We start from the raw sequence: 16,807 nt of genomic DNA on the forward strand, positions 1-16,807 counted from the left end.
GGACTGTCACCGTGCTCCGTAACCGGTCGCGAGTGTCCTCAGCGTCTTTACCCCGATCAGCAGATCCAGCGCCAGCGAGCAGTGCTTGACGTAATACAGGTCATAGCTGAGCTTGGTCACGGTCTCTTCATGGCTGCCGGCGTAACCCTGCTGCACCTGGGCCCAGCCGGAGAGGCCGGGCCGCACCAGGTGGCGGTACGGGTAATAGGGAATGGTTTCCGAAAACCGGTCGACCATGGGCGCCTGCTCCGGCCGCGGGCCGATCAGGCTCATATGCCCGAGCAGCACGTTCCACAGTTGCGGGATCTCGTCCAGGCGGTACTTGCGGATAATGCGTCCGACCCGGGTCACGCGCGGATCGCGGCGTGCTGCGAACAAGGCTGGCGCGCTGGCGTCGACGCCCATGCTGCGGAACTTGAGCATGACGAAGGGCTTGCCGAACAGGCCCACGCGCTCCTGCCGGAAGATCGCACCGCCGGGGGTTTCCAGCCGGATAGCCAGCGCGACGGCGAGTCCCAGCGGCACGGCCAGCGGTGCCAGGCAGGCGACGGCGACGATATCGATGGCGCGCTTCAGGTAGCCGTAGAGGTAGTGCGCGGCGTAGTCGTCCAGGAAGTTCTCGTCGATGTGGGCCAGTCCGACGCGGCCGGTCAGCATTTCGCCGACACGCTCGACCGAGTACATGCGGACATGGCTCATCTTGTAATGCGCGAGCAGGCGCGTGCGTTCGGGGTCGCCGGTGGCGCTGCGCTCTACCATCAGGCCATCGAAGTGCCTGGCGTCTTCGAGCGATCCCACTGGTTCGAAGCGGATGCGGGCCGGCGCCGCGGCGCCGGGCATGGCCAGAATGGCTTCCAGCTGCGCCAGGGTACCCGGATCGGTATAGCCGAACAGCGGCACGTAGTTCTGCACGAAGCGTCGATAGCCGGTCCAGAGCCACGCCAGCGTGATCAGGTACGACAGCAGCAGGGCGCCGCGAGAATATTCGATATGGAAGGCGGCAAACACAAAGAGCAGGCCGCAGAACGGCAGCGTCGCGGCAAGTCCTGCCAGGCTGTTGCCCTCCATGGCCGGCAGGTGCAGCGAGCGATGCAGCAGCATGAATGCGACCAGGTATGGCATGACCGACCATAGCAACGTGCGTGTGAACACGTAGGTCACGATGCCGGCGCGGTGCGCCATTTCGGCGCCGACCGCGCTGAGTGCGAACAGCGCCAGGCCGAGCACCGCCCAGGCCACCATCCGGCTGACGCGGCGCACGGTCTCGGAGCCGCCGGTGCGCATGCGCAAGGCGCGGTGCCGCATGCTGTCGGTCTTGATGGTCATGACGTCGATACCCGCGCGGCACGGGGCGATTGGGCGAGAGCGTCGCGGTAGACGGACCAGGTCGCGTCGGTCATGCGCTCCAGTCCATAGCATTGCTCCCACCGCTGGCGCGCGCCGTGGCCAAGCGCCGCGCGCAGGGCGCTGTCGTCGGCCAGGCGGCGCAGCGCTTCGGCGAACGCCTGCTCGTCATCGTGATCGACCAGCACGCCGTACCGGTTGCCGTCGAGCTGCTCCCGAATGCCGGGCAGGTCCGAGGCCACGACCGGCAATCCGGCCCGCATCGCCTCGAGCACCGACAGCGGGAAGCCCTCGTGGTCCGACGCCAGCACAAAGGCCTGGACCGAAGCCAGCAGCGCCGGCACTTCCGTGACGTTGCCGGCGAACTCCACGCGCCCGGGGGCAAGCTGTTGCGCCAGGTGCTGCATGGCGTGCCGCTGCGGACCGTCTCCGACCAGGGTCAGCACACAGGATTCCAGCCCTGCGCGCGCGAACGCGCGAATCGCCGCGTCCTGGCGTTTGGGTGCGGCAAAGCGCGCGACCATCACGATTCTTCGCAAAGGGGCCTGCGGCTCGGCGCGATGGGGCGTGTCGGGGATGCCGTTTGGAATGACCGAAACACGTTCGGCGGGAAGGGGGAGCGAGCGGGCCAGCTGCTGTTCGGCGTCCGCGACGCAGATCACGCGCGCCGCCAGCGGTGCCAGCAACCATTCCGCCACGCGTGCGGCGATGCGCTGGCGCGGCGGGGCTTCGGGCTTGAAGGCAAAACCGTGGACGGTATAGACCACGGGTATGCCGAGCACCAGTCCGGCGATGCGGCCCAGGGCGCCCGCCTTGGCGCTGTGCGCATGGATCAGGTCCGGCGCGGCCTGCTTCAATGCCCTGACTAGTTCACGCAAGGCATGGATCGCGCGCCAGGGCGACAGGGCATTGTCCAGTCGTGTCAGCCGAATGGTCTGCGCGCCGGTGCGTGCCGCGATCTCGAAGAGCGGTCCTTCGCCGCCTGCCAACAGGACGGTGTCTGCCTTGCCGGCAGTCGAGCGCAGCAGGTCGGCGACGTGCGATTGTGCTCCGCCGATCTCCGCATTGGTGATCAGGTAGGCAATGCGAGGTCGGGGCGACGGTTGCGCAGATGGATTCAAAGGCTCTGTACGTTTCGTGACGGATGGTGTCCGCCGCGGGTCCCGCGGCAGCACAAAATACCCCTGAGCGTGGGGCATGACACCGCCGGATGTAGGACAGACTCCGAAAATTGTGTCCATCCGTGATAATGCGGCGATTATACCGCCCGGGCCCGCCGCAATCCGGCAAAATAGCTGCCTTTGGGGCGTCGCACCGACCAGCTGGCAAGGTGTGGCGCGGACGACAAGCAACTCAGGACCCTACATGCAAATCGATCCTTCCATCTTCAAAGCCTATGACATCCGCGGCATCGTGGGCAAAACGCTCACCCGCGACGTCGCGCGCCAGATCGGCTTGTCGTTCGGCTCCGCCGCCGTGGAGCTCGGCGAAACCTCCATCGCCGTCGGTCGCGACGGCCGGCTTTCGGGGCCGGACCTGATCGGCGGCCTCGTCGAGGGCCTGCGCGCCACCGGGCTGGACGTGCTCGACCTTGGCATGGTGGCCACCCCGATGGTCTATTTCGCCACCAATATCGAGATCGACGGCGTACGCCCCGCCTCCGGCATCATGGTCACCGGCAGCCATAACCCGCCCGACTACAACGGCTTCAAGATGGTGCTGGCGGGGCGGGCGATCTACGGCGAGCAGATCCAGGACTTGCGCAAGCGCATCGAGGCCGGCGCGTTCACCCGAGGCGCAGGGGCCTACAAGGAAGTCGATGTGCGCCAGAAGTACCTCGATCGCATCGTGGGCGACGTCAAGCTGTCCCGGCCGATGAAGATCGCCCTCGACGCCGGCAATGGGGTAGCCGGCGCCTTTGTCGGCGACCTGTTCCGGGGACTTGGCTGTGAAGTGGTCGAACTGTTCTGCGAGGTCGACGGCAACTTCCCCAACCACCATCCCGATCCCGCGCATATTGAGAACCTGCAGGACCTGATGAAGACCCTGCGCGAAACCGACTGCGAACTGGGCCTGGCCTTCGATGGCGACGGCGACCGCCTGGGCGTGGTGACCAAGGACGGGCAGGTGATCTTCCCGGACCGCCAGTTGATGCTGTTCGCTGAAGAGATCCTGTCGCGCAACCCCGGGGCGCAGGTGATCTACGACGTCAAGTGCACCGGCAAGCTGGCGCCGTGGATCCGCCAGCACGGCGGCGAGCCGCTGATGTGGAAAACCGGCCATTCGCTGGTGAAGGCCAAGCTGAAGGAAACCGGTGCCCCGATTGCCGGCGAAATGAGCGGCCATGTCTTCTTCAAGGACCGCTGGTACGGCTTTGACGATGGCCTGTACACCGGCGCCCGGCTGCTGGAAATCCTGTCGCGCCATGCGGATCCCAGCGCGGTGCTGAACGCGCTGCCGAACGCGAACAACACCCCTGAACTGCAACTGAAGTGCGCCGAGGGCGAGCCCTTCACGCTGCTCGACAAGATCCGCGCCAACGCCAAATTCGACGGTGCGCGCGAAGTGATCACCATCGACGGCGTGCGGGTCGAATATGCCGATGGCTTTGGCCTGGCGCGTCCGTCCAATACCACGCCGGTGGTGGTGATGCGTTTCGAAGCGGACAACGACGCCGCGCTGGCACGCATCCAGGCGGAGTTCAAGCGCGTGATCCTCGCCGAGAAGCCGGATGCTCAGCTCCCGTTCTGAGGGCGCGACGGTGCCCGCGGCATCGTCTGACGCGGCCGGTGTGGCACAGCCCATGCCGGCCGCGGTGCCTTTTGCGCTGCCGGAGCGGCCGCGCATCCTGCTGGTCAAGGTATCGTCGCTCGGCGACGTGGTGCACAACATGCCGCTGGTGCATGACTTGCGCGCGCGCTGGCCCGGTGCCGAGATCGACTGGGTCGTCGAAGAAGGTTACGTGGAACTGGTGCGCCTGCTGCCCGAGGTGCGCCGCGTGATCCCGTTCGCGCTGCGGCGCTGGCGCAAGCGCCTCCTGCAGGGCGGCACCTGGCGCGAGATCGGCGCGGTGCGTGACGCCTTGCGGCGGGAGCGTTATGACGCCGTCATCGAAAGCCAGGGCCTGCTGAAGACCGCGGTAGTCGCACGCGTCGCCGCGCGCGCGCCGGGCGCGCCGATCATCGGGCTTGGCAATGCCACGCAGGGCTCGGGCTATGAGCCGGCGGCGCGGCTGCTCTATACCGACCCGGTGGCCGTGCCTCGCCAGACCCATTCGGTGCGCCGCTCGCGCTTGCTGGGCGCGGCGCTGACCGGGTGCGCACCGGCAGAGCCGCCATCGTTCTTCGGGCCGGCCGCGCAAACGTTGTCGGCCGAGGATCCGCTGTGGGCCGGCCTGCCGGCTCGCTATGCCGTGTGCTTCCATGCGACCGCGGGAGCCCGCAAGAAATGGGCGGTGCCGAACTGGCACGCGCTCGGCAAGCGCCTGGATGAAGATGGCCTGGTGATGCTGTTGCCGTGGGGTAATGACAAGGAACGCCAGGCTGCCGAAGCCATCGCTGCCGGCGTGCCGCGGGCCCAGGTGCTGCCGCGCTTCTCGGTCATGCAGGGCTTTGGCCTGATCAACCGGGCGGAAGTCGTGATCGGCGTGGATACCGGCCTGGTCCATATCGCCGCGGCGCTGTGCCGGCCCACCGTGGAGATCTATACCGCCACCTGGCGCTGGAAAACCGAAGGCTATTGGTCGGAACGCATTGCCAATGTCGGCGACGACGGCGTGGTGCCCTCGGTCGATGAAGTCTACGAGGCGGCTTGCCGCGCGCGCGGAGTGGCTGCCTGATGTTGCGGGCTCTTTACAGCGTGTTGTGGGTGGCGGTGTTGCCGCTGGCGCTGCTGCGCCTGGCCTGGCGCGCCCGCAAGGAGCCTGGCTATCTGCAGCATGTCGGCGAGCGTCTTGGGGCGTATGGCAGCCTGCCGAAACAAGGGCCGTGGCTGTGGGTCCACGCCGTGTCGGTGGGCGAGACCCGCGCCGCCCAGCCGCTGGTCGAGGCACTGCTGGCCGCGCATCCGCATCACCGCCTGCTGCTGACCCACATGACGCCGACTGGCCGCCAGACCGGCGCGCAGCTGTTTGGCCAGGAGCCGCGCATCGTCCAGTGCTACCTGCCGTATGACCTGCCGTGGCTGGTGCGGCGGTTCATGCGGTATTTCCGGCCGCAGGCGGGCATGCTGATGGAGACCGAGGTCTGGCCGAACCTGGTCCATGGCGCGCGCAAGGCAGGCGTGCCGCTGTACCTGGTCAACGCCCGCCTGTCGCCGCGCAGCTATCGGCGCACGGCACGCTTCGGCCGCGCCGCCGCTGCGATGTATGCCGACTTTACCGGCGTGCTGGCGCAGACGGCCGGCGATGCCGAGCGCTTTCGCGCGCTGGGCGTGCCGGCGGTGCAGATCACCGGCAACCTCAAGTTCGACATGCAGCCCGCGCCGGCCGGCGTGGCGCTGGGCGGGCAGCTGCGCAAAGTCTTCGGCGCGCGCGCGGTGCTGGCGGCGGCCAGTACGCGCGAGGGGGAAGAGGCGATGCTGCTCGACGCCTTCTCGCGTTGGGAGTCCCTTGCGCCGGGCGTGCCCCGGCCGGCGCTGCTGCTGATCCCGCGTCATCCGCAGCGCTTCGATGAGGTAGCCGCCATGGCAATGCGTGCGGGTTTCTCGGTCGAGCGCCGCAGCAGCCTGGAGCTTGATGGCGCGCACTCGCCGCTGGCTGCCGACCTGTTGCTTGGCGATTCGATGGGCGAGATGGCAATGTACTTCGCTGCGTCGGACCTGGCGTTTATTGGCGGCAGCCTGTTGCCGCTGGGCGGGCAGAACCTGATTGAAGCCTGCGCGGTCGGCACGCCGGTGCTGATCGGGCCGCACACCTTCAACTTTGCACAGGCGACCGAGGATGCGATTGCCGCGGGCGCGTGCCTGCGTGTCGACAATGCCGATGTGCTGATGCGTACCGCGGCAAGCGTGCTGGCCGATCCGGCACGCCTGGCTGAGATGCGCGCGCATGCGCAGACCTTCGCGGGCCTGCATCGGGGCGCCACGGTGCGCACCTTGGCGGCCGTTGCCCCAGCGTTGGAAGGCTGACTAGATTAGTTCGACGCCCTGACCAGGGCATCCCACCGTTGCGCGAGGCGTTCCAGCGCGAACTGGCTGGCCTTCTGGCGGCCGTTCGCACCCAGCGTTGCGGCCAGTTCCGGTTGACGGATCACGGCCAGCAACGCCTGGGCCAGGGCATTGGCGTCGTCGGTGGCAACCACCAGCGCGTCCCGGGCCGGATCCAGTAATTCGCGCGGGCCGGTCTCGCAATCGGTCGACACGATCGGCAGCCCGAAGGCCATCGCTTCGATCAGCACCAGGCCGAATCCCTCATAGCGCGAACTCAGGCAGAACACCGATGCCTGGCCATAGGTCTGCAACGGATCGTGGCAAACGCCAGCCAGGCTGGCGCTGCCTTGCAGCCCGAGCTCCCGGACCAACGCCATCAGGCGCGTGCGCTCCTCGCCTTCGCCATGGATCACCAGTTGCCATTCCGGCTCTTCCGCTGCCACGGTCTGCCATGCGCGCAGCAAGACGTCGAAGCCCTTGGCCGGCACCAGCCGCCCCATCGCAAGCACCGTCTTGCTTGCGCGCGGCGCCGGAGCAGCGGGCATGGGAAAGGGCAGGGGATTGGGCAGGCAGACGATGTCGCTGCGCGGCCGCAATGCTTGGAGCCAGCGCTGGCGGTCCCGTTCTGTCAGCACGACGACCTGCCGGCAGGATCGCGCCGCCAACCGGCGCGCCAGCCTGCGTGCCGGCTTGCCCAGGTCCTCGTCAAAGTGGCAGTGCTCCCACGCGATGTGATGCAGGCCCAGGCCGAGCGTGGCGGGGAGCACGAACAGTTCCAGCATGGTGTCTACCTGCACCAGTACATCGATGCGATGCCGGATGCAGTGCCTGCGGATGCCGGCAATCGTGGCGAAATAGGCGCGCTTGAAAGACGGCCGCCGGGCGAACACCGCTTCATGCCGCACGCCCGGGTGCAATGGGAACTGGCTCGACGTATCCCAGAGGCTCAGGATGGTGACGTGGTGTCCAAGCCCGGCCAGCGCGTTCGCGATAGTGGCGGTCATTCGTTCCGCACCGGCCATCGCGTTCAGGGTGCCGGTCAGGAAGCAGATATGACGTGGGGAGTCCGGTTTCAAGGGGCCGTGGGCGCCGGCAGTTTGCTTTGGCGCGCGACAACGTAGGCAAAGCAAAATGCCATGACCAGGCTATAAAAGGCATTGACCAGTGTCGTGGCGAACATGACTTCGGTCAGCCCGAACACCAGGAAGCCGCAGCACAGGGCCAGGCCCATGGCGCTGGCGACACGCGTGCCGCGATCGGTTCCGCGCAGATGGCGCAGAAAAAACGCGGCGGGCACGAGGTAAAGCGCAAGAATTGCCAGCAAACCAGGCATGCCGAGCGTTGCTGCCGCGTGCAAGAGCTCATTGTGCGAATGCGGCATGGTGGCTGCCAGCGGCGTGATGACATGCTGGGCGGCAAGCGTCTGCAGCGTTGTCTCGAAGTGTTCCGGCCCCACGCCGGTCCATGGGTGGGCCTGGAACAGTTCCAGCGACGCACGCCAGAGCTGCAACCGGATCCCGATCGAGGTATCCGAAGTTACATGCTGAGCAAATTGAGACAGTTCCGAAACAACCGCAGCCGTCCTCTGCTGAACCATCGCACTGCTGAACCACCCCAGCGCCATCAGCCCGGCCAGCCCCACCAGCACCCCCGCCTTGTGCAGCCGCGACAACCTGCGCGAGGCCGCCAGTGCGATCAGCGCCAGCACCGGAATGGCCAGCCAGCCGCCGCGGGTGCCGCTCATGTATGAGGCGTACAGCCCTGCGAAGCCGGCCAGCAGTTTCAGGCCCGCCAGCCAATGGTCGCCCGGGCGGTTCCAGCCGATGGAGATCACGGCGAGCATGCCGGTCAGCAGCGCCAGGTTGCCGAAGGGAATGACATTGGAGAAGCCCACATGGCTGGGACGGCCCGCCGCGGCGACTTCGTGCAGCCACAAGGCGGATATCAGCGCACAGGCGACGAAGCCCCATTGGATGCTCTGCATGCCGCGCCGGCCCAGGCGCAGCATGCCGAGGACCAATGGGATGAACAACGCAAAACGCAGGTATAGATAGGGCACATGCGGGTCTTCGGCCCCGGTCAGCAGTTGCTGGGTCAGCACAGCCAGCGGCAGCGCCGCCATGGCCAGCATGAATGGCCAGTACCGGCGCAGGATCGCGCCATACTCGGCCAGGCCGGCGCGGCCGCCGGCAACCAGGGCGATGGCGCTCCATCCCAGCAACAGCCCGAAGCAGGTGTTGCTGAGCGACGGCTTGACGAACATCAGCGCGGGAAACGCAGCCAGGACAACACAGGCGCTCAGGTACAGAGCTTTGTCGATCCCCAATGGCAGGGACCCTTGCAATCTCGTCATCAAGAGCATGGAGAAAGGTTTCCGGAGGAAGGTGGGTGCATGGGCGATGCCTGCCGTTCCGTCCGTCTTATTATTGTCGCCGTCTCCTGAGGAGCGGTGCCCTGCGCCGGCATAGCGGCTTGGGCGAAGCGATTATATCGGATGGCCACGGTGGCATTTCCAGGAGTTCCGCATCCTAGCCGGGTGAGCGGGTGGACCCGTTACAGGATGTATATCGCGGGTAGGGCGCTCCAAGGGCGCCTTGCCGGAGCGGCTTGCTAAACTGAAGGTCTATGGCCGGGTGCACTTTCCGGCATGCTGCTTGTCACATCCATCGACGATATCGACAGGGGCGCTCAATACGGGCGCCCTGCAGCCCCAAACAGGAGTTCTCATGCAAAGCCGTAACCGCCTGATTCCCTTCGCGTCGGCAGGCCGCGGCGCGGCCGCCTTGCTGATCGCCGCCGTGCTTGGCGCGTGCACCACCGCGACCGCGCCCAACCTTCCGTCGGCCGGCACCAACCTGAACCAGACCCAGCCCTCCGGCCCCAGCCGCTGGGAACTGGTGCGCTGGCAGCAGCCTGACGGCTCGCTGCGCGAGATCCCGCACGGCGACAATGGCCAGCCGATCATTTTTGAGTTCAACGAGGGCATCGATGCCGCGCAGGGCACGGTCAGCGGCACCAGCGGCTGCAATCGCTTTAGCGGCAGCTATGGCAAGACCGAGACCGGCATCCGCTTCGACCGCATCGCCGGCACGCGCATGGCTTGCCCGCCGCCGCGCATGGCGCTGGAGTCGGCGCTGCTGAAGGCAATGCAGACGCCGTTTGCCACCGTGGGCACGCAGCCGTCGGCGGCCAGTACCGGCCGGCAGATCATCTGGAAGACCGCCGACGGCGACCTGCTGCAGTTTGTCGAGCGCGAAGGCGTGGGCAAGCGTGGTGCGCGCGTGGAGGCCGCCGGCGTGGAGAAGACTGTCTATATCGACTCGCAGCGCGTGGAATGCACGGGCGTGGGCAAGATGACGTGCTACCGCTGGCGCGAGTCGCCGGACGCGCCGTGGCAGCTCTGGTATGGGCCGATCGAGGGGCTGGATTTCGAGCCGGGCGTGTCGTACAAGCTGCGCGTGCGCGAATACCAGGTGCCCAATCCGCCGGCGGATGCGTCGGCGATCCGGTGGGAGTTGCTGAACGTGGAGTCGCGTACGCGGGCGAGGTAGGCATGCGGCATCATTGCTTCGAGCCTTGCAATTCCTGCTTGCGTACTCCCTCTCCCGCTTGCGGGAGAGGGGAGCACCCAAGCGGGCATTCAAAAGCTGGCGGTCTGCGCCTTCGCTCAGGAGCGTGGCTTGCGGCTCGCCGCGTCGCGCCGGTCCGCCGTCGCAGCCGGCTTTGCCGGGGCCTTCGCCCCGGCCTGTGCCGGTACCGGCAGCCTGTACAGCGCCCCCGGCAACGACGTCAGCAGCGTGTTGATCTGCACCACGTCCGCCTCCTGCAGCACGCCGGTGGAGGCCTTCAGCCGCAGTCCGTTCATGATGGTGTCGTAGCGCGCCTTGGCCAGGTCGCGGCGGGTGGAGAACAACTGCGCTTCGGCGTTCAGCACGTCGATATTGATGCGCACGCCCACTTCATAACCGAGTTGGTTGGATTCCACCGCACTGGTGGCCGAGCGTTCGGCCGCCTCCAGCGCCTTGACCTGGGCCAGGCCGTTGGAGACGCCGGAGTAGGTCTGGCGCGCGGTCTGGGCGGCGGTGCGGCGGGCGAATTCCAGGTCGCTGGCGGCCTTGTCGGCCAGCGCCAGGGTCTCGCGCACGCGTGACTGGATCTGGCCGCCGGCGAAGATAGGCAGGGTCAGCTGCACGCCGATCTGCGACGCGTTGTAGTGCGTCGAGATCGCCTGCGTGGCGCTGCCGGTCTGGTTGTTGAAGCCGTACGAGGCCACCAGGTCGACCGACGGCAGGTGTCCGGCCTTGGCCTTGTTGGTTTCGCGCTGCGCGGTTTCCAGGTTGTAGCTGGCCAGGTTGACCTGCAGGTTGCTGGTCTCTGCCTGCGCCGCCCAGGCGTTGACGTCCGGCGGCTGGGGGCCGGGGATGGGCGCTTCGGGCCGCAGGCCCATCAGTTCGTCGACCGGCTTGCCGGTGATCTGCTGCAGCGTGGCGCGCTTGATCTCCAGGTCGCTCTGCGCCGCGATCTCGGTCGAGGTGGCCAGGTCGAAGCGGGCCTGGGCGTCGTTGGCGTCGACGATGGTGGCGGTGCCGACCTCGAAATTGCGCTTGGCCTGCTCCAGCTGCTCGGCGATCGCCTTCTTCTGCGCGCGCGCCAGGTAGAGGTTGTCCTGCGCCGCCAGCACGTCGAAGTAGGCCTGCGCGCTGCGCGTGATCAGGTCGAGCTCGGCCTGGTGGAAGGTGACTTCGCCCGCTTGCGCGGCCAGCTCGCCCTGCTTGTAGGTTTCCCAGCGGTCCCAGCGGAACAGCGGCTGGCTCAGCTGCAGCTGCCAGTTGTTGTTATTGAAGAAACGCGTGCCCGAGGCGCTGGGCGCGCCGCCGATCGGCAGTGACGCGGTCTGGTCCAGCTTGGTGCGGTTGGCGCCCGCGGTCCCCACCACCTGCGGCAGCAGGCCGGCGCGGCCCTGGGGCAGCTTCTCGCGCGTGGCCAGCAATTGCGCGCGCGCGCTGGCGAACTGGGCGTCATTGGCTTGCGCATCGCGATAGACCTGCAGCAGGTCGGCCGCGCCGGCCGGCGCCGCGGGCAGCATGGCCAGCAGCGGGGCCAGCACGGAAACCGCGATCGCCAGGCGCGTCCGGATCGCTCCGGGCTGGGCGTTGGGCGCAAACGTCATGACACCTCCAGGTTGCCGGGCGGGTGCCGCGGCCTACGGTCGTTTCTTCTTCGTGTTGCTGCGCGCTGGCCTGCCGCTTCAGTACTTCGGCATGGCGGGGTCGACCTGGCTGGCCCAGGCGTCGACGCCGCCGGTCAGGTTGTAGACCTTGCCGTAGCCCTGGCGCTCCAGGTAGGCCGCCACCTGCATGCTGCGTGCGCCGTGATGGCAGATGCAGACGATGTCGGCGTCTTCGTCGAGTTCGGCGGCGCGCGCCGGGATGTCGCGCATCGGGATGTGGGTGATGCCGGGGAGGGCGCAGGTCTGCACCTCCCAGCCTTCACGCACGTCGAGCAGGACCGGCTTGGCACGGCTGGCGTCGGCCAGCCACTGGGCCAGTTCGGTCGCTTGGATGACCTGCATGGCGGTACGTCCTCAGAACTGGAATTGCGACGGCCGGGCCGCGCCCTGCAGGGGCTTGACCGCGGTTTCGAACAGGTTGACCACCTGGTACTCGGTCTCGGACACGCGCGTGACCAGGCGTGCTTCCATCACCGGCAGTTCGCCGACGAAGGCGGCGATGCGTCCGCCCACCTTCACCTGCGCCAGGATCGACGGCGGGATCGCCGGCAGCGAGCCCGAGATGCAGATCACGTCGTACGGGGCGGCGGCGCCCCAGCCGTCGGCGGCATTGCCTTCGGCGACGTCGACGTTGGTGACGCCGGCATTGGCCAGGTTGGTGCGGGCCAGCTCAACCAGCTCGGGCACGATGTCGACGGTCAGCACGTGGCGGGCGCGGTTGGCCAGCAGCGCGGCCATGTAGCCGGAGCCGGCGCCGATTTCAAGCACGGTCTCATGCTTGCGCACCGCCAGGTCCTGCAGGATGCGGGCCTCGACGCGCGGCGCCAGCATGTTCTGCCCGGCGGGCAGCGGAATCTCCATGTCGACGAAGGCCAGCGAGGCGTATGCGGCCGGGACGAACTGCTCCCGCTTGACCACCGCCAGCAGGTCCAGGATTTCCTGGTCCAGCACGTCCCACGGGCGGATTTGCTGTTCGATCATGTTGAATCGGGCTTTTTCGAGATCCATCTTGCCATTCCTTACCAATGCCAACCGCTGTCGGTCTGTGCGCCGGCCGCGCGGTGCCACGGCCGGACAGTCTTATCAAACCCGTTATTTTAACCTTGCGGGCGTCTCCGGGCTCATTCCGCGCTGGCCTCCGCCGGGGCCGGGCGCACAGCCACCGTGGCGCTCAGCGCCAGGGCCAGGCAGGCGGCGGCGATCAGCAGGGTCTTGCGCTTCATGTCGGGGTGCCGGGTTGCGGCGCGGCGGGGGCGGGCCCGGTGTCGGCGGCCATCGCGGCGGCGCGTTGCGCCAGCATGTCGTCGCGGATCACTTCCCAGATATACGGGCCCTGCTGTGGCGGCAGCGGCCGGTCGCGCGCTTCGCCGGCGGTCAGCCCGAACAGCAGCGTGTCGAGCAGGCCGTCGAGGAAGGCCTCGGGATCGATGTCTTTCTCGGCGGTGGCGCGCAGCGCGCGCTGCCACATCATCAGAAACACCAGCGGCGCGCAGATCAGCGTGGTGGTGGGGTTGGCCGGCAGCGCGCGGAATTCGCCGCGCGCCACGCCGCGCGCCAGCACCCTGGCGAACAGCTCGTCGCCCGGCACCATCACTTCCTGGTTATAGAAGCGGGCGATGTCGGGGAAGTTGGCCGACTCGGCCATGATCAGCTTGGTCAGCCCCGCCACCGGCGTGGCGCCGATCAGCCCCCACCAGCCGCGCAGCAGTTCGCGCAGCAACTCGGGCGTGCTGCCCTGGTAGGCGTCGACCAGGTCGGCGCCGCGCGCCAGGGCCGGCACCAGGTTCTCGCGCACCACTGACTTGAACAGCTCTTCCTTGTTGGCGAAGTACAGGTAGACCGTGCCCTTGGACACGCCTGCCGCCGCGGCCACGTCTTCCAGCCGCGTGGCGGCATAGCCGCGCTCGACGAACAGGTCCAGCGCCGCCGCCACCAGTTCTTGCGGCCGCGCCGCCTTGCGCCGGCTCCAGCGCGGGCTGTCGGCGTCCTTGTGCGGATCGGCGGGTGGCTTGGTCACGGCGGGCTTGCGAAGACTACGGGGCACGAGGGGGCGCGTCGGAAAAGTTAATAACTTGTGGGTCAGTAATGTAGATGAGGCCCTGCGAGGGGTCAAGCGCAGGCATCGGTCAGGGCGCGGTCAGGACTTTCCTTTGCCATGTGACGAAAAAGGCAGGGATGTTGGCGGCGGCCGAGCCGTGCTGACGACGTTTTCCTTTTATTACAGGATGTCCGCGGCCCTTCGGGCACAATGTCGCCTTTGTGTTGGCAGCCTGGCGGCTGCCGATCCCGAACCATCGTCATGAGTTGCCGGTCAGACCTTTCCTGCCGCGCGGGCTGCGGCGCCTGCTGTATCGCGCCGTCGATCGCCTCGCCGCTGCCCAGCATGCCGGGCGGCAAGCCGGCGGGCGTGCCGTGCGCGCAGTTGCTGCCGGACATGCGCTGCGCGGTGTTCGGCAGCCCGGACCGGCCCGCGTTCTGCGGCGGCCTGAAGCCGTCGGCCGAGATGTGCGGCGATTCCCGCGAGGCGGCGCTGCAATGGCTGGCGCGGCTCGAAATCCTGACCGCGCCGGCAGCGCACGCTTGAGACACGCCGCGCGGCACGGCGCGTGGCAATCGTTCCTGATATCCCGCAATCGGAGGCAATATGATCCGGACTTCAAGACGGCGCTGGCTGGCCGTGGCTGCCGCGGCCACGCTGGCCGTGGGACTGGCCGCCTGCGGCGCCTTCCGCAGCGAGTACACCTTTTCGCAAAGCCAGCTGCAGGCGGCGCTCGAGCGCAAGTTTCCGTTCAACAAGCGCTACATGGAGCTGTTCGACATCCAGCTGACCAATCCGCAGCTGACGCTGGACTCCGTGCGCAATCGCGTCAACGTGCAGTTCGACGCCACCATCGACAACAAGCTGTTCTTCAGCCAGGCCCTGAGCGGCCGCTTCGCGCTGGACAGCGGGCTGCGCTATGACGAGCCGACCCGCTCGGTGGTGCTGCAGGATCCGGAGGTGAAGCGCTTCGACGTGCAGGGCATGCCGGCGCAGTTCTCGCGCCAGCTCAACGCGCTGGGCGGCATCCTGGCCGAGCAGCTGCTGCAGGGCTATCCGCTCTATACCTTCCGCGAAGACCAGCTGCGCCTTGCCGGCACACAGGTCGAGCCCGGTACAATCACCGTTTTGCCTGACGGCATCAACGTCAAGATCAACCGCCCCTGACCGGGGCGCATCGAACAACAATGCAGGCGGCCCGGCACGCAAGCCGGGCAACGCCTGTGACTACGTCTCTTTCGTTCCGCATGGAAATCGCACTTGCCCTGAAAGCCGTGATCCTCGGCATCGTCGAAGGCCTGACCGAGTTTCTCCCCATTTCGAGCACCGGCCACCTGATCCTGGCCGGCCAGCTGCTCGACTTCAACGACGAGAAGGGCAAGATCTTCGAGATCGTGATCCAGTTCGGCGCCATCCTGGCGGTGTGCTGGGAGTTCCGCGCGCGCATCGGCAAGGTGGTGCGCGGCCTGCGCGACGACCCGCTGTCGCAGCGCTTTGCCGCCAACGTGGTGATCGCGTCGGTGCCGGCGATCGTGCTGGCCTTTATCTTCGGCAAATGGATCAAGGCCCACCTGTTCAACCCGATCTCGGTGGCGCTGGCCTTTATCGTCGGCGGCGTGGTGATCCTGCTGGCCGAATGGCGCGATGCGCGCCGCGGCACGGTCTCGCATCCGCAGGGCAATGCGCTGCTGGAAGCCGCCAAGGCCGGCGCGCCGCGCATCGAGTCGGTCGACGACCTGAACTGGCGCGATGCGCTCAAGGTGGGGCTGGCCCAGTGCTTCGCGCTGGTGCCGGGCACCTCGCGCTCCGGTGCCACCATCATCGGCGGCATGCTGTTCGGGCTGTCGCGGCAGGTGGCCACCGAGTTCTCGTTCTTCCTGGCGATCCCGGTGATCTTCGGCGCAACGGTCTACGAACTGTACAAGGCGCGCGCGCTGCTCAACGGCGACGACCTCGGCATCTTCGCGGTCGGCTTCGTCTTTGCCTTTTTGTCGGCTTTCCTGTGCGTGCGCTGGCTGCTGCGTTTCGTCGCCACGCACGACTTCAAGCCGTTTGCGTGGTACCGCATCGCCTTCGGCATCGTGGTGCTGCTGACCGCGTACACCGGACTGGTGTCCTGGCACGCCTGACCTTGCACCTTGCAGTAGCGCGGGCAACAAAAAAGCGTGGCAGATGCCACGCTTTTTTGTTTGGTTTGCCCGTTTGCCGCGCTCAGGCGCGCTTGCGGAACACCACGTCCCACACGCCGTGCCCAAGCCGCACGCCGCGCCGCTCGAACTTGGTCACGGGTCGGTAATCAGGCCGCTCGGCAAAGCCATCCGGCGCCGCCGAGGTGTTCTCCAGCAGCGGCTCCGCCGACAGCACTTCCACCATCTGGTGCGCGTACTCTTCCCAGTCGGTCGCGCAATGGATGTAGCCGCCCGGCTTCAGGCGCGCGGCCAGCAGCTTTACCAGCGGCGGCTGCACCAGCCGGCGCTTGTTGTGGCGCTTCTTGTGCCAAGGGTCCGGAAAGTAGATGTGCACGCCGTCGAGGCTGTTGTCGGTCAGCATATGCGCGATCACCTCGACCGCATCGTGCTGCAGGATCCGCACATTGGACAGGCCACGCTCGTCGATCAGCTTGAGCAGCGCACCCACGCCCGGCTCATGCACCTCGCAGCCGAGGAAGTTGTCCTGCGGCCGCAGGCCGGCGATATGCGCGGTGGTCTCGCCCATGCCGAAGCCGATCTCGAGGATCGACGGCGCCTGGCGGCCGAAGGTCGCCTCCCAGTCCAGCGGCTGCGGCGCGTACGGCACCAGCATGCGCGGCCCGACTTCCTCGATGGCGCGCTGCTGCCCGGTCGAGGTCCGGCCCGCGCGGCGCACGAACGAGCGGATGCGGCGCGGATGCGCAACGCCTTCAGGATCGGCAGGAGAGGGGGCGGGCGCCGGTGCGGCGCTGTCTGCGGGCGCGGCGTCGTCGGCCGGCCCGGTGCTGGGGTCTTGGGGAAGCATGGCAACAAAAAAGCCGCCGGGCGAATCACCGTAACGGTGGCAAAGGCGGCTTG

At 67.5% G+C, this 16,807-nt stretch carries 16 protein-coding genes; 7 read left to right on the forward strand and 9 right to left on the reverse strand.

What is annotated here, in order from left to right; translation table 11 throughout:
- Positions 1–6: 6 nt before the first annotated feature.
- Positions 7–1,326 carry a sugar transferase gene (locus tag LIN44_RS05450; protein WP_227313857.1) on the reverse strand — a complete coding sequence of 440 codons (1,320 nt, stop codon included), beginning with the start codon at positions 1,324–1,326 and terminating at the stop codon, positions 7–9.
- Positions 1,323–2,585 carry a glycosyltransferase family 4 protein gene (locus tag LIN44_RS05455; protein WP_370641619.1) on the reverse strand — a complete coding sequence of 421 codons (1,263 nt, stop codon included), beginning with the start codon at positions 2,583–2,585 and terminating at the stop codon, positions 1,323–1,325. The genes LIN44_RS05450 and LIN44_RS05455 overlap by 4 nt, the downstream gene beginning before the upstream one ends.
- A gap of 124 nt (positions 2,586–2,709) precedes the next feature.
- Between LIN44_RS05455 and LIN44_RS05460 the strand changes: the two genes are divergently transcribed.
- Genes LIN44_RS05460 through waaA form a run of 3 tightly spaced genes read left to right on the forward strand, consistent with a single transcriptional unit; the run spans position 2,710 to position 6,471 of the window.
- Positions 2,710–4,095, forward strand: coding sequence for a phosphomannomutase/phosphoglucomutase (locus tag LIN44_RS05460; protein ID WP_227313859.1), 1,386 nt, complete (start codon positions 2,710–2,712; stop codon positions 4,093–4,095).
- Positions 4,076–5,182 (forward strand): lipopolysaccharide heptosyltransferase I, encoded by a 1,107-nt coding sequence (waaC, locus tag LIN44_RS05465; protein WP_227313860.1) that lies wholly within the window; start codon positions 4,076–4,078, stop codon positions 5,180–5,182. Before LIN44_RS05460 ends, waaC begins: the two co-directional genes overlap by 20 nt.
- On the forward strand, positions 5,182–6,471 hold the full coding sequence (gene waaA, locus LIN44_RS05470) for a lipid IV(A) 3-deoxy-D-manno-octulosonic acid transferase (RefSeq protein ID WP_227313861.1): 1,290 nt from the start codon (positions 5,182–5,184) through the stop codon (positions 6,469–6,471). The genes waaC and waaA overlap by 1 nt, the downstream gene beginning before the upstream one ends.
- Positions 6,472–6,476: 5 nt before the next feature.
- Here the strand turns inward: waaA and LIN44_RS05475 are convergent, their stop codons facing one another.
- Complete coding sequence (locus LIN44_RS05475; protein ID WP_370641620.1) at positions 6,477–7,568, reverse strand: glycosyltransferase family 4 protein; 1,092 nt, start codon at positions 7,566–7,568, stop codon at positions 6,477–6,479.
- Entirely contained in the window at positions 7,565–8,854 is a 1,290-nt protein-coding gene (locus LIN44_RS05480; protein ID WP_227313862.1) for an O-antigen ligase, read from the reverse strand. The genes LIN44_RS05475 and LIN44_RS05480 overlap by 4 nt, the downstream gene beginning before the upstream one ends.
- Before the next feature lie 364 nt (positions 8,855–9,218).
- Between LIN44_RS05480 and LIN44_RS05485 the strand changes: the two genes are divergently transcribed.
- Positions 9,219–10,043 (forward strand): META and DUF4377 domain-containing protein, encoded by an 825-nt coding sequence (locus LIN44_RS05485; protein ID WP_227313863.1) that lies wholly within the window; start codon positions 9,219–9,221, stop codon positions 10,041–10,043.
- Between the two features lie 116 nt (positions 10,044–10,159).
- Here the strand turns inward: LIN44_RS05485 and LIN44_RS05490 are convergent, their stop codons facing one another.
- From LIN44_RS05490 to LIN44_RS05505, 4 genes are all read right to left on the reverse strand, one after another.
- The gene (locus tag LIN44_RS05490; RefSeq protein ID WP_227313864.1) at positions 10,160–11,662 is read right to left on the reverse strand and encodes a TolC family outer membrane protein; all 1,503 of its coding nucleotides are present in this window, start codon (positions 11,660–11,662) and stop codon (positions 10,160–10,162) included.
- A gap of 78 nt (positions 11,663–11,740) precedes the next feature.
- Positions 11,741–12,064, reverse strand: coding sequence for a rhodanese-like domain-containing protein (locus tag LIN44_RS05495; protein ID WP_062801478.1), 324 nt, complete (start codon positions 12,062–12,064; stop codon positions 11,741–11,743).
- A 12-nt stretch (positions 12,065–12,076) separates the two neighbouring features.
- Positions 12,077–12,730 (reverse strand): protein-L-isoaspartate O-methyltransferase, encoded by a 654-nt coding sequence (locus tag LIN44_RS05500; protein ID WP_227313865.1) that lies wholly within the window; start codon positions 12,728–12,730, stop codon positions 12,077–12,079.
- 211 nt (positions 12,731–12,941) lie between these two features.
- Complete coding sequence (locus LIN44_RS05505; RefSeq protein WP_227313866.1) at positions 12,942–13,766, reverse strand: TetR/AcrR family transcriptional regulator; 825 nt, start codon at positions 13,764–13,766, stop codon at positions 12,942–12,944.
- A gap of 255 nt (positions 13,767–14,021) precedes the next feature.
- On the opposite strand from LIN44_RS05505, the gene LIN44_RS05510 reads away from it, so the two are divergent.
- The 3 genes from LIN44_RS05510 (at position 14,022) to LIN44_RS05520 (ending at position 15,889) form a co-directional block, all read left to right on the forward strand.
- Entirely contained in the window at positions 14,022–14,306 is a 285-nt protein-coding gene (locus tag LIN44_RS05510; protein WP_227313867.1) for a YkgJ family cysteine cluster protein, read from the forward strand.
- 60 nt (positions 14,307–14,366) lie between these two features.
- A complete protein-coding gene (locus LIN44_RS05515) occupies positions 14,367–14,927 on the forward strand; it encodes a DUF1439 domain-containing protein (RefSeq protein WP_227313868.1) in 561 nt (186 codons plus the stop codon).
- Positions 14,928–15,007: 80 nt separating this feature from the next.
- Complete coding sequence (locus LIN44_RS05520) at positions 15,008–15,889, forward strand: undecaprenyl-diphosphate phosphatase (protein ID WP_062801473.1); 882 nt, start codon at positions 15,008–15,010, stop codon at positions 15,887–15,889.
- A gap of 82 nt (positions 15,890–15,971) precedes the next feature.
- Here LIN44_RS05520 and trmB read toward each other — a convergent pair whose 3' ends face one another.
- Positions 15,972–16,754: a tRNA (guanosine(46)-N7)-methyltransferase TrmB gene (trmB, locus tag LIN44_RS05525; RefSeq protein ID WP_227313869.1), complete on the reverse strand. Its 783-nt coding sequence runs from the start codon at positions 16,752–16,754 to the stop codon at positions 15,972–15,974.
- Between the last annotated feature and the right edge of the window lie 53 nt (positions 16,755–16,807).

It is taken from the genome of Cupriavidus sp. MP-37 (genome assembly GCF_020618415.1).
Taxonomy (GTDB): domain Bacteria; phylum Pseudomonadota; class Gammaproteobacteria; order Burkholderiales; family Burkholderiaceae; genus Cupriavidus.

Bases quoted from the DNA above. Each gene is read 5' to 3' on its own strand.
- LIN44_RS05500 (WP_227313865.1), bottom strand. From the start codon at position 12,730: ATGGATCTCGAAAAAGCCCGATTCAACATGATCGAACAGCAAATCCGC.
- LIN44_RS05480 (WP_227313862.1), bottom strand. From the start codon at position 8,854: ATGCTCTTGATGACGAGATTGCAAGGGTCCCTGCCATTGGGGATCGAC.
- waaC (WP_227313860.1), top strand. From the start codon at position 4,076: ATGCTCAGCTCCCGTTCTGAGGGCGCGACGGTGCCCGCGGCATCGTCT.
- LIN44_RS05490 (WP_227313864.1), bottom strand. From the start codon at position 11,662: ATGACGTTTGCGCCCAACGCCCAGCCCGGAGCGATCCGGACGCGCCTG.
- waaA (WP_227313861.1), top strand. From the start codon at position 5,182: ATGTTGCGGGCTCTTTACAGCGTGTTGTGGGTGGCGGTGTTGCCGCTG.
- LIN44_RS05450 (WP_227313857.1), bottom strand. From the start codon at position 1,326: ATGACCATCAAGACCGACAGCATGCGGCACCGCGCCTTGCGCATGCGC.
- LIN44_RS05485 (WP_227313863.1), top strand. From the start codon at position 9,219: ATGCAAAGCCGTAACCGCCTGATTCCCTTCGCGTCGGCAGGCCGCGGC.
- LIN44_RS05510 (WP_227313867.1), top strand. From the start codon at position 14,022: ATGAGTTGCCGGTCAGACCTTTCCTGCCGCGCGGGCTGCGGCGCCTGC.
- LIN44_RS05495 (WP_062801478.1), bottom strand. From the start codon at position 12,064: ATGCAGGTCATCCAAGCGACCGAACTGGCCCAGTGGCTGGCCGACGCC.
- LIN44_RS05455 (WP_370641619.1), bottom strand. From the start codon at position 2,585: ATGGACACAATTTTCGGAGTCTGTCCTACATCCGGCGGTGTCATGCCC.
- trmB (WP_227313869.1), bottom strand. From the start codon at position 16,754: ATGCTTCCCCAAGACCCCAGCACCGGGCCGGCCGACGACGCCGCGCCC.
- LIN44_RS05515 (WP_227313868.1), top strand. From the start codon at position 14,367: ATGATCCGGACTTCAAGACGGCGCTGGCTGGCCGTGGCTGCCGCGGCC.
- LIN44_RS05520 (WP_062801473.1), top strand. From the start codon at position 15,008: ATGGAAATCGCACTTGCCCTGAAAGCCGTGATCCTCGGCATCGTCGAA.
- LIN44_RS05460 (WP_227313859.1), top strand. From the start codon at position 2,710: ATGCAAATCGATCCTTCCATCTTCAAAGCCTATGACATCCGCGGCATC.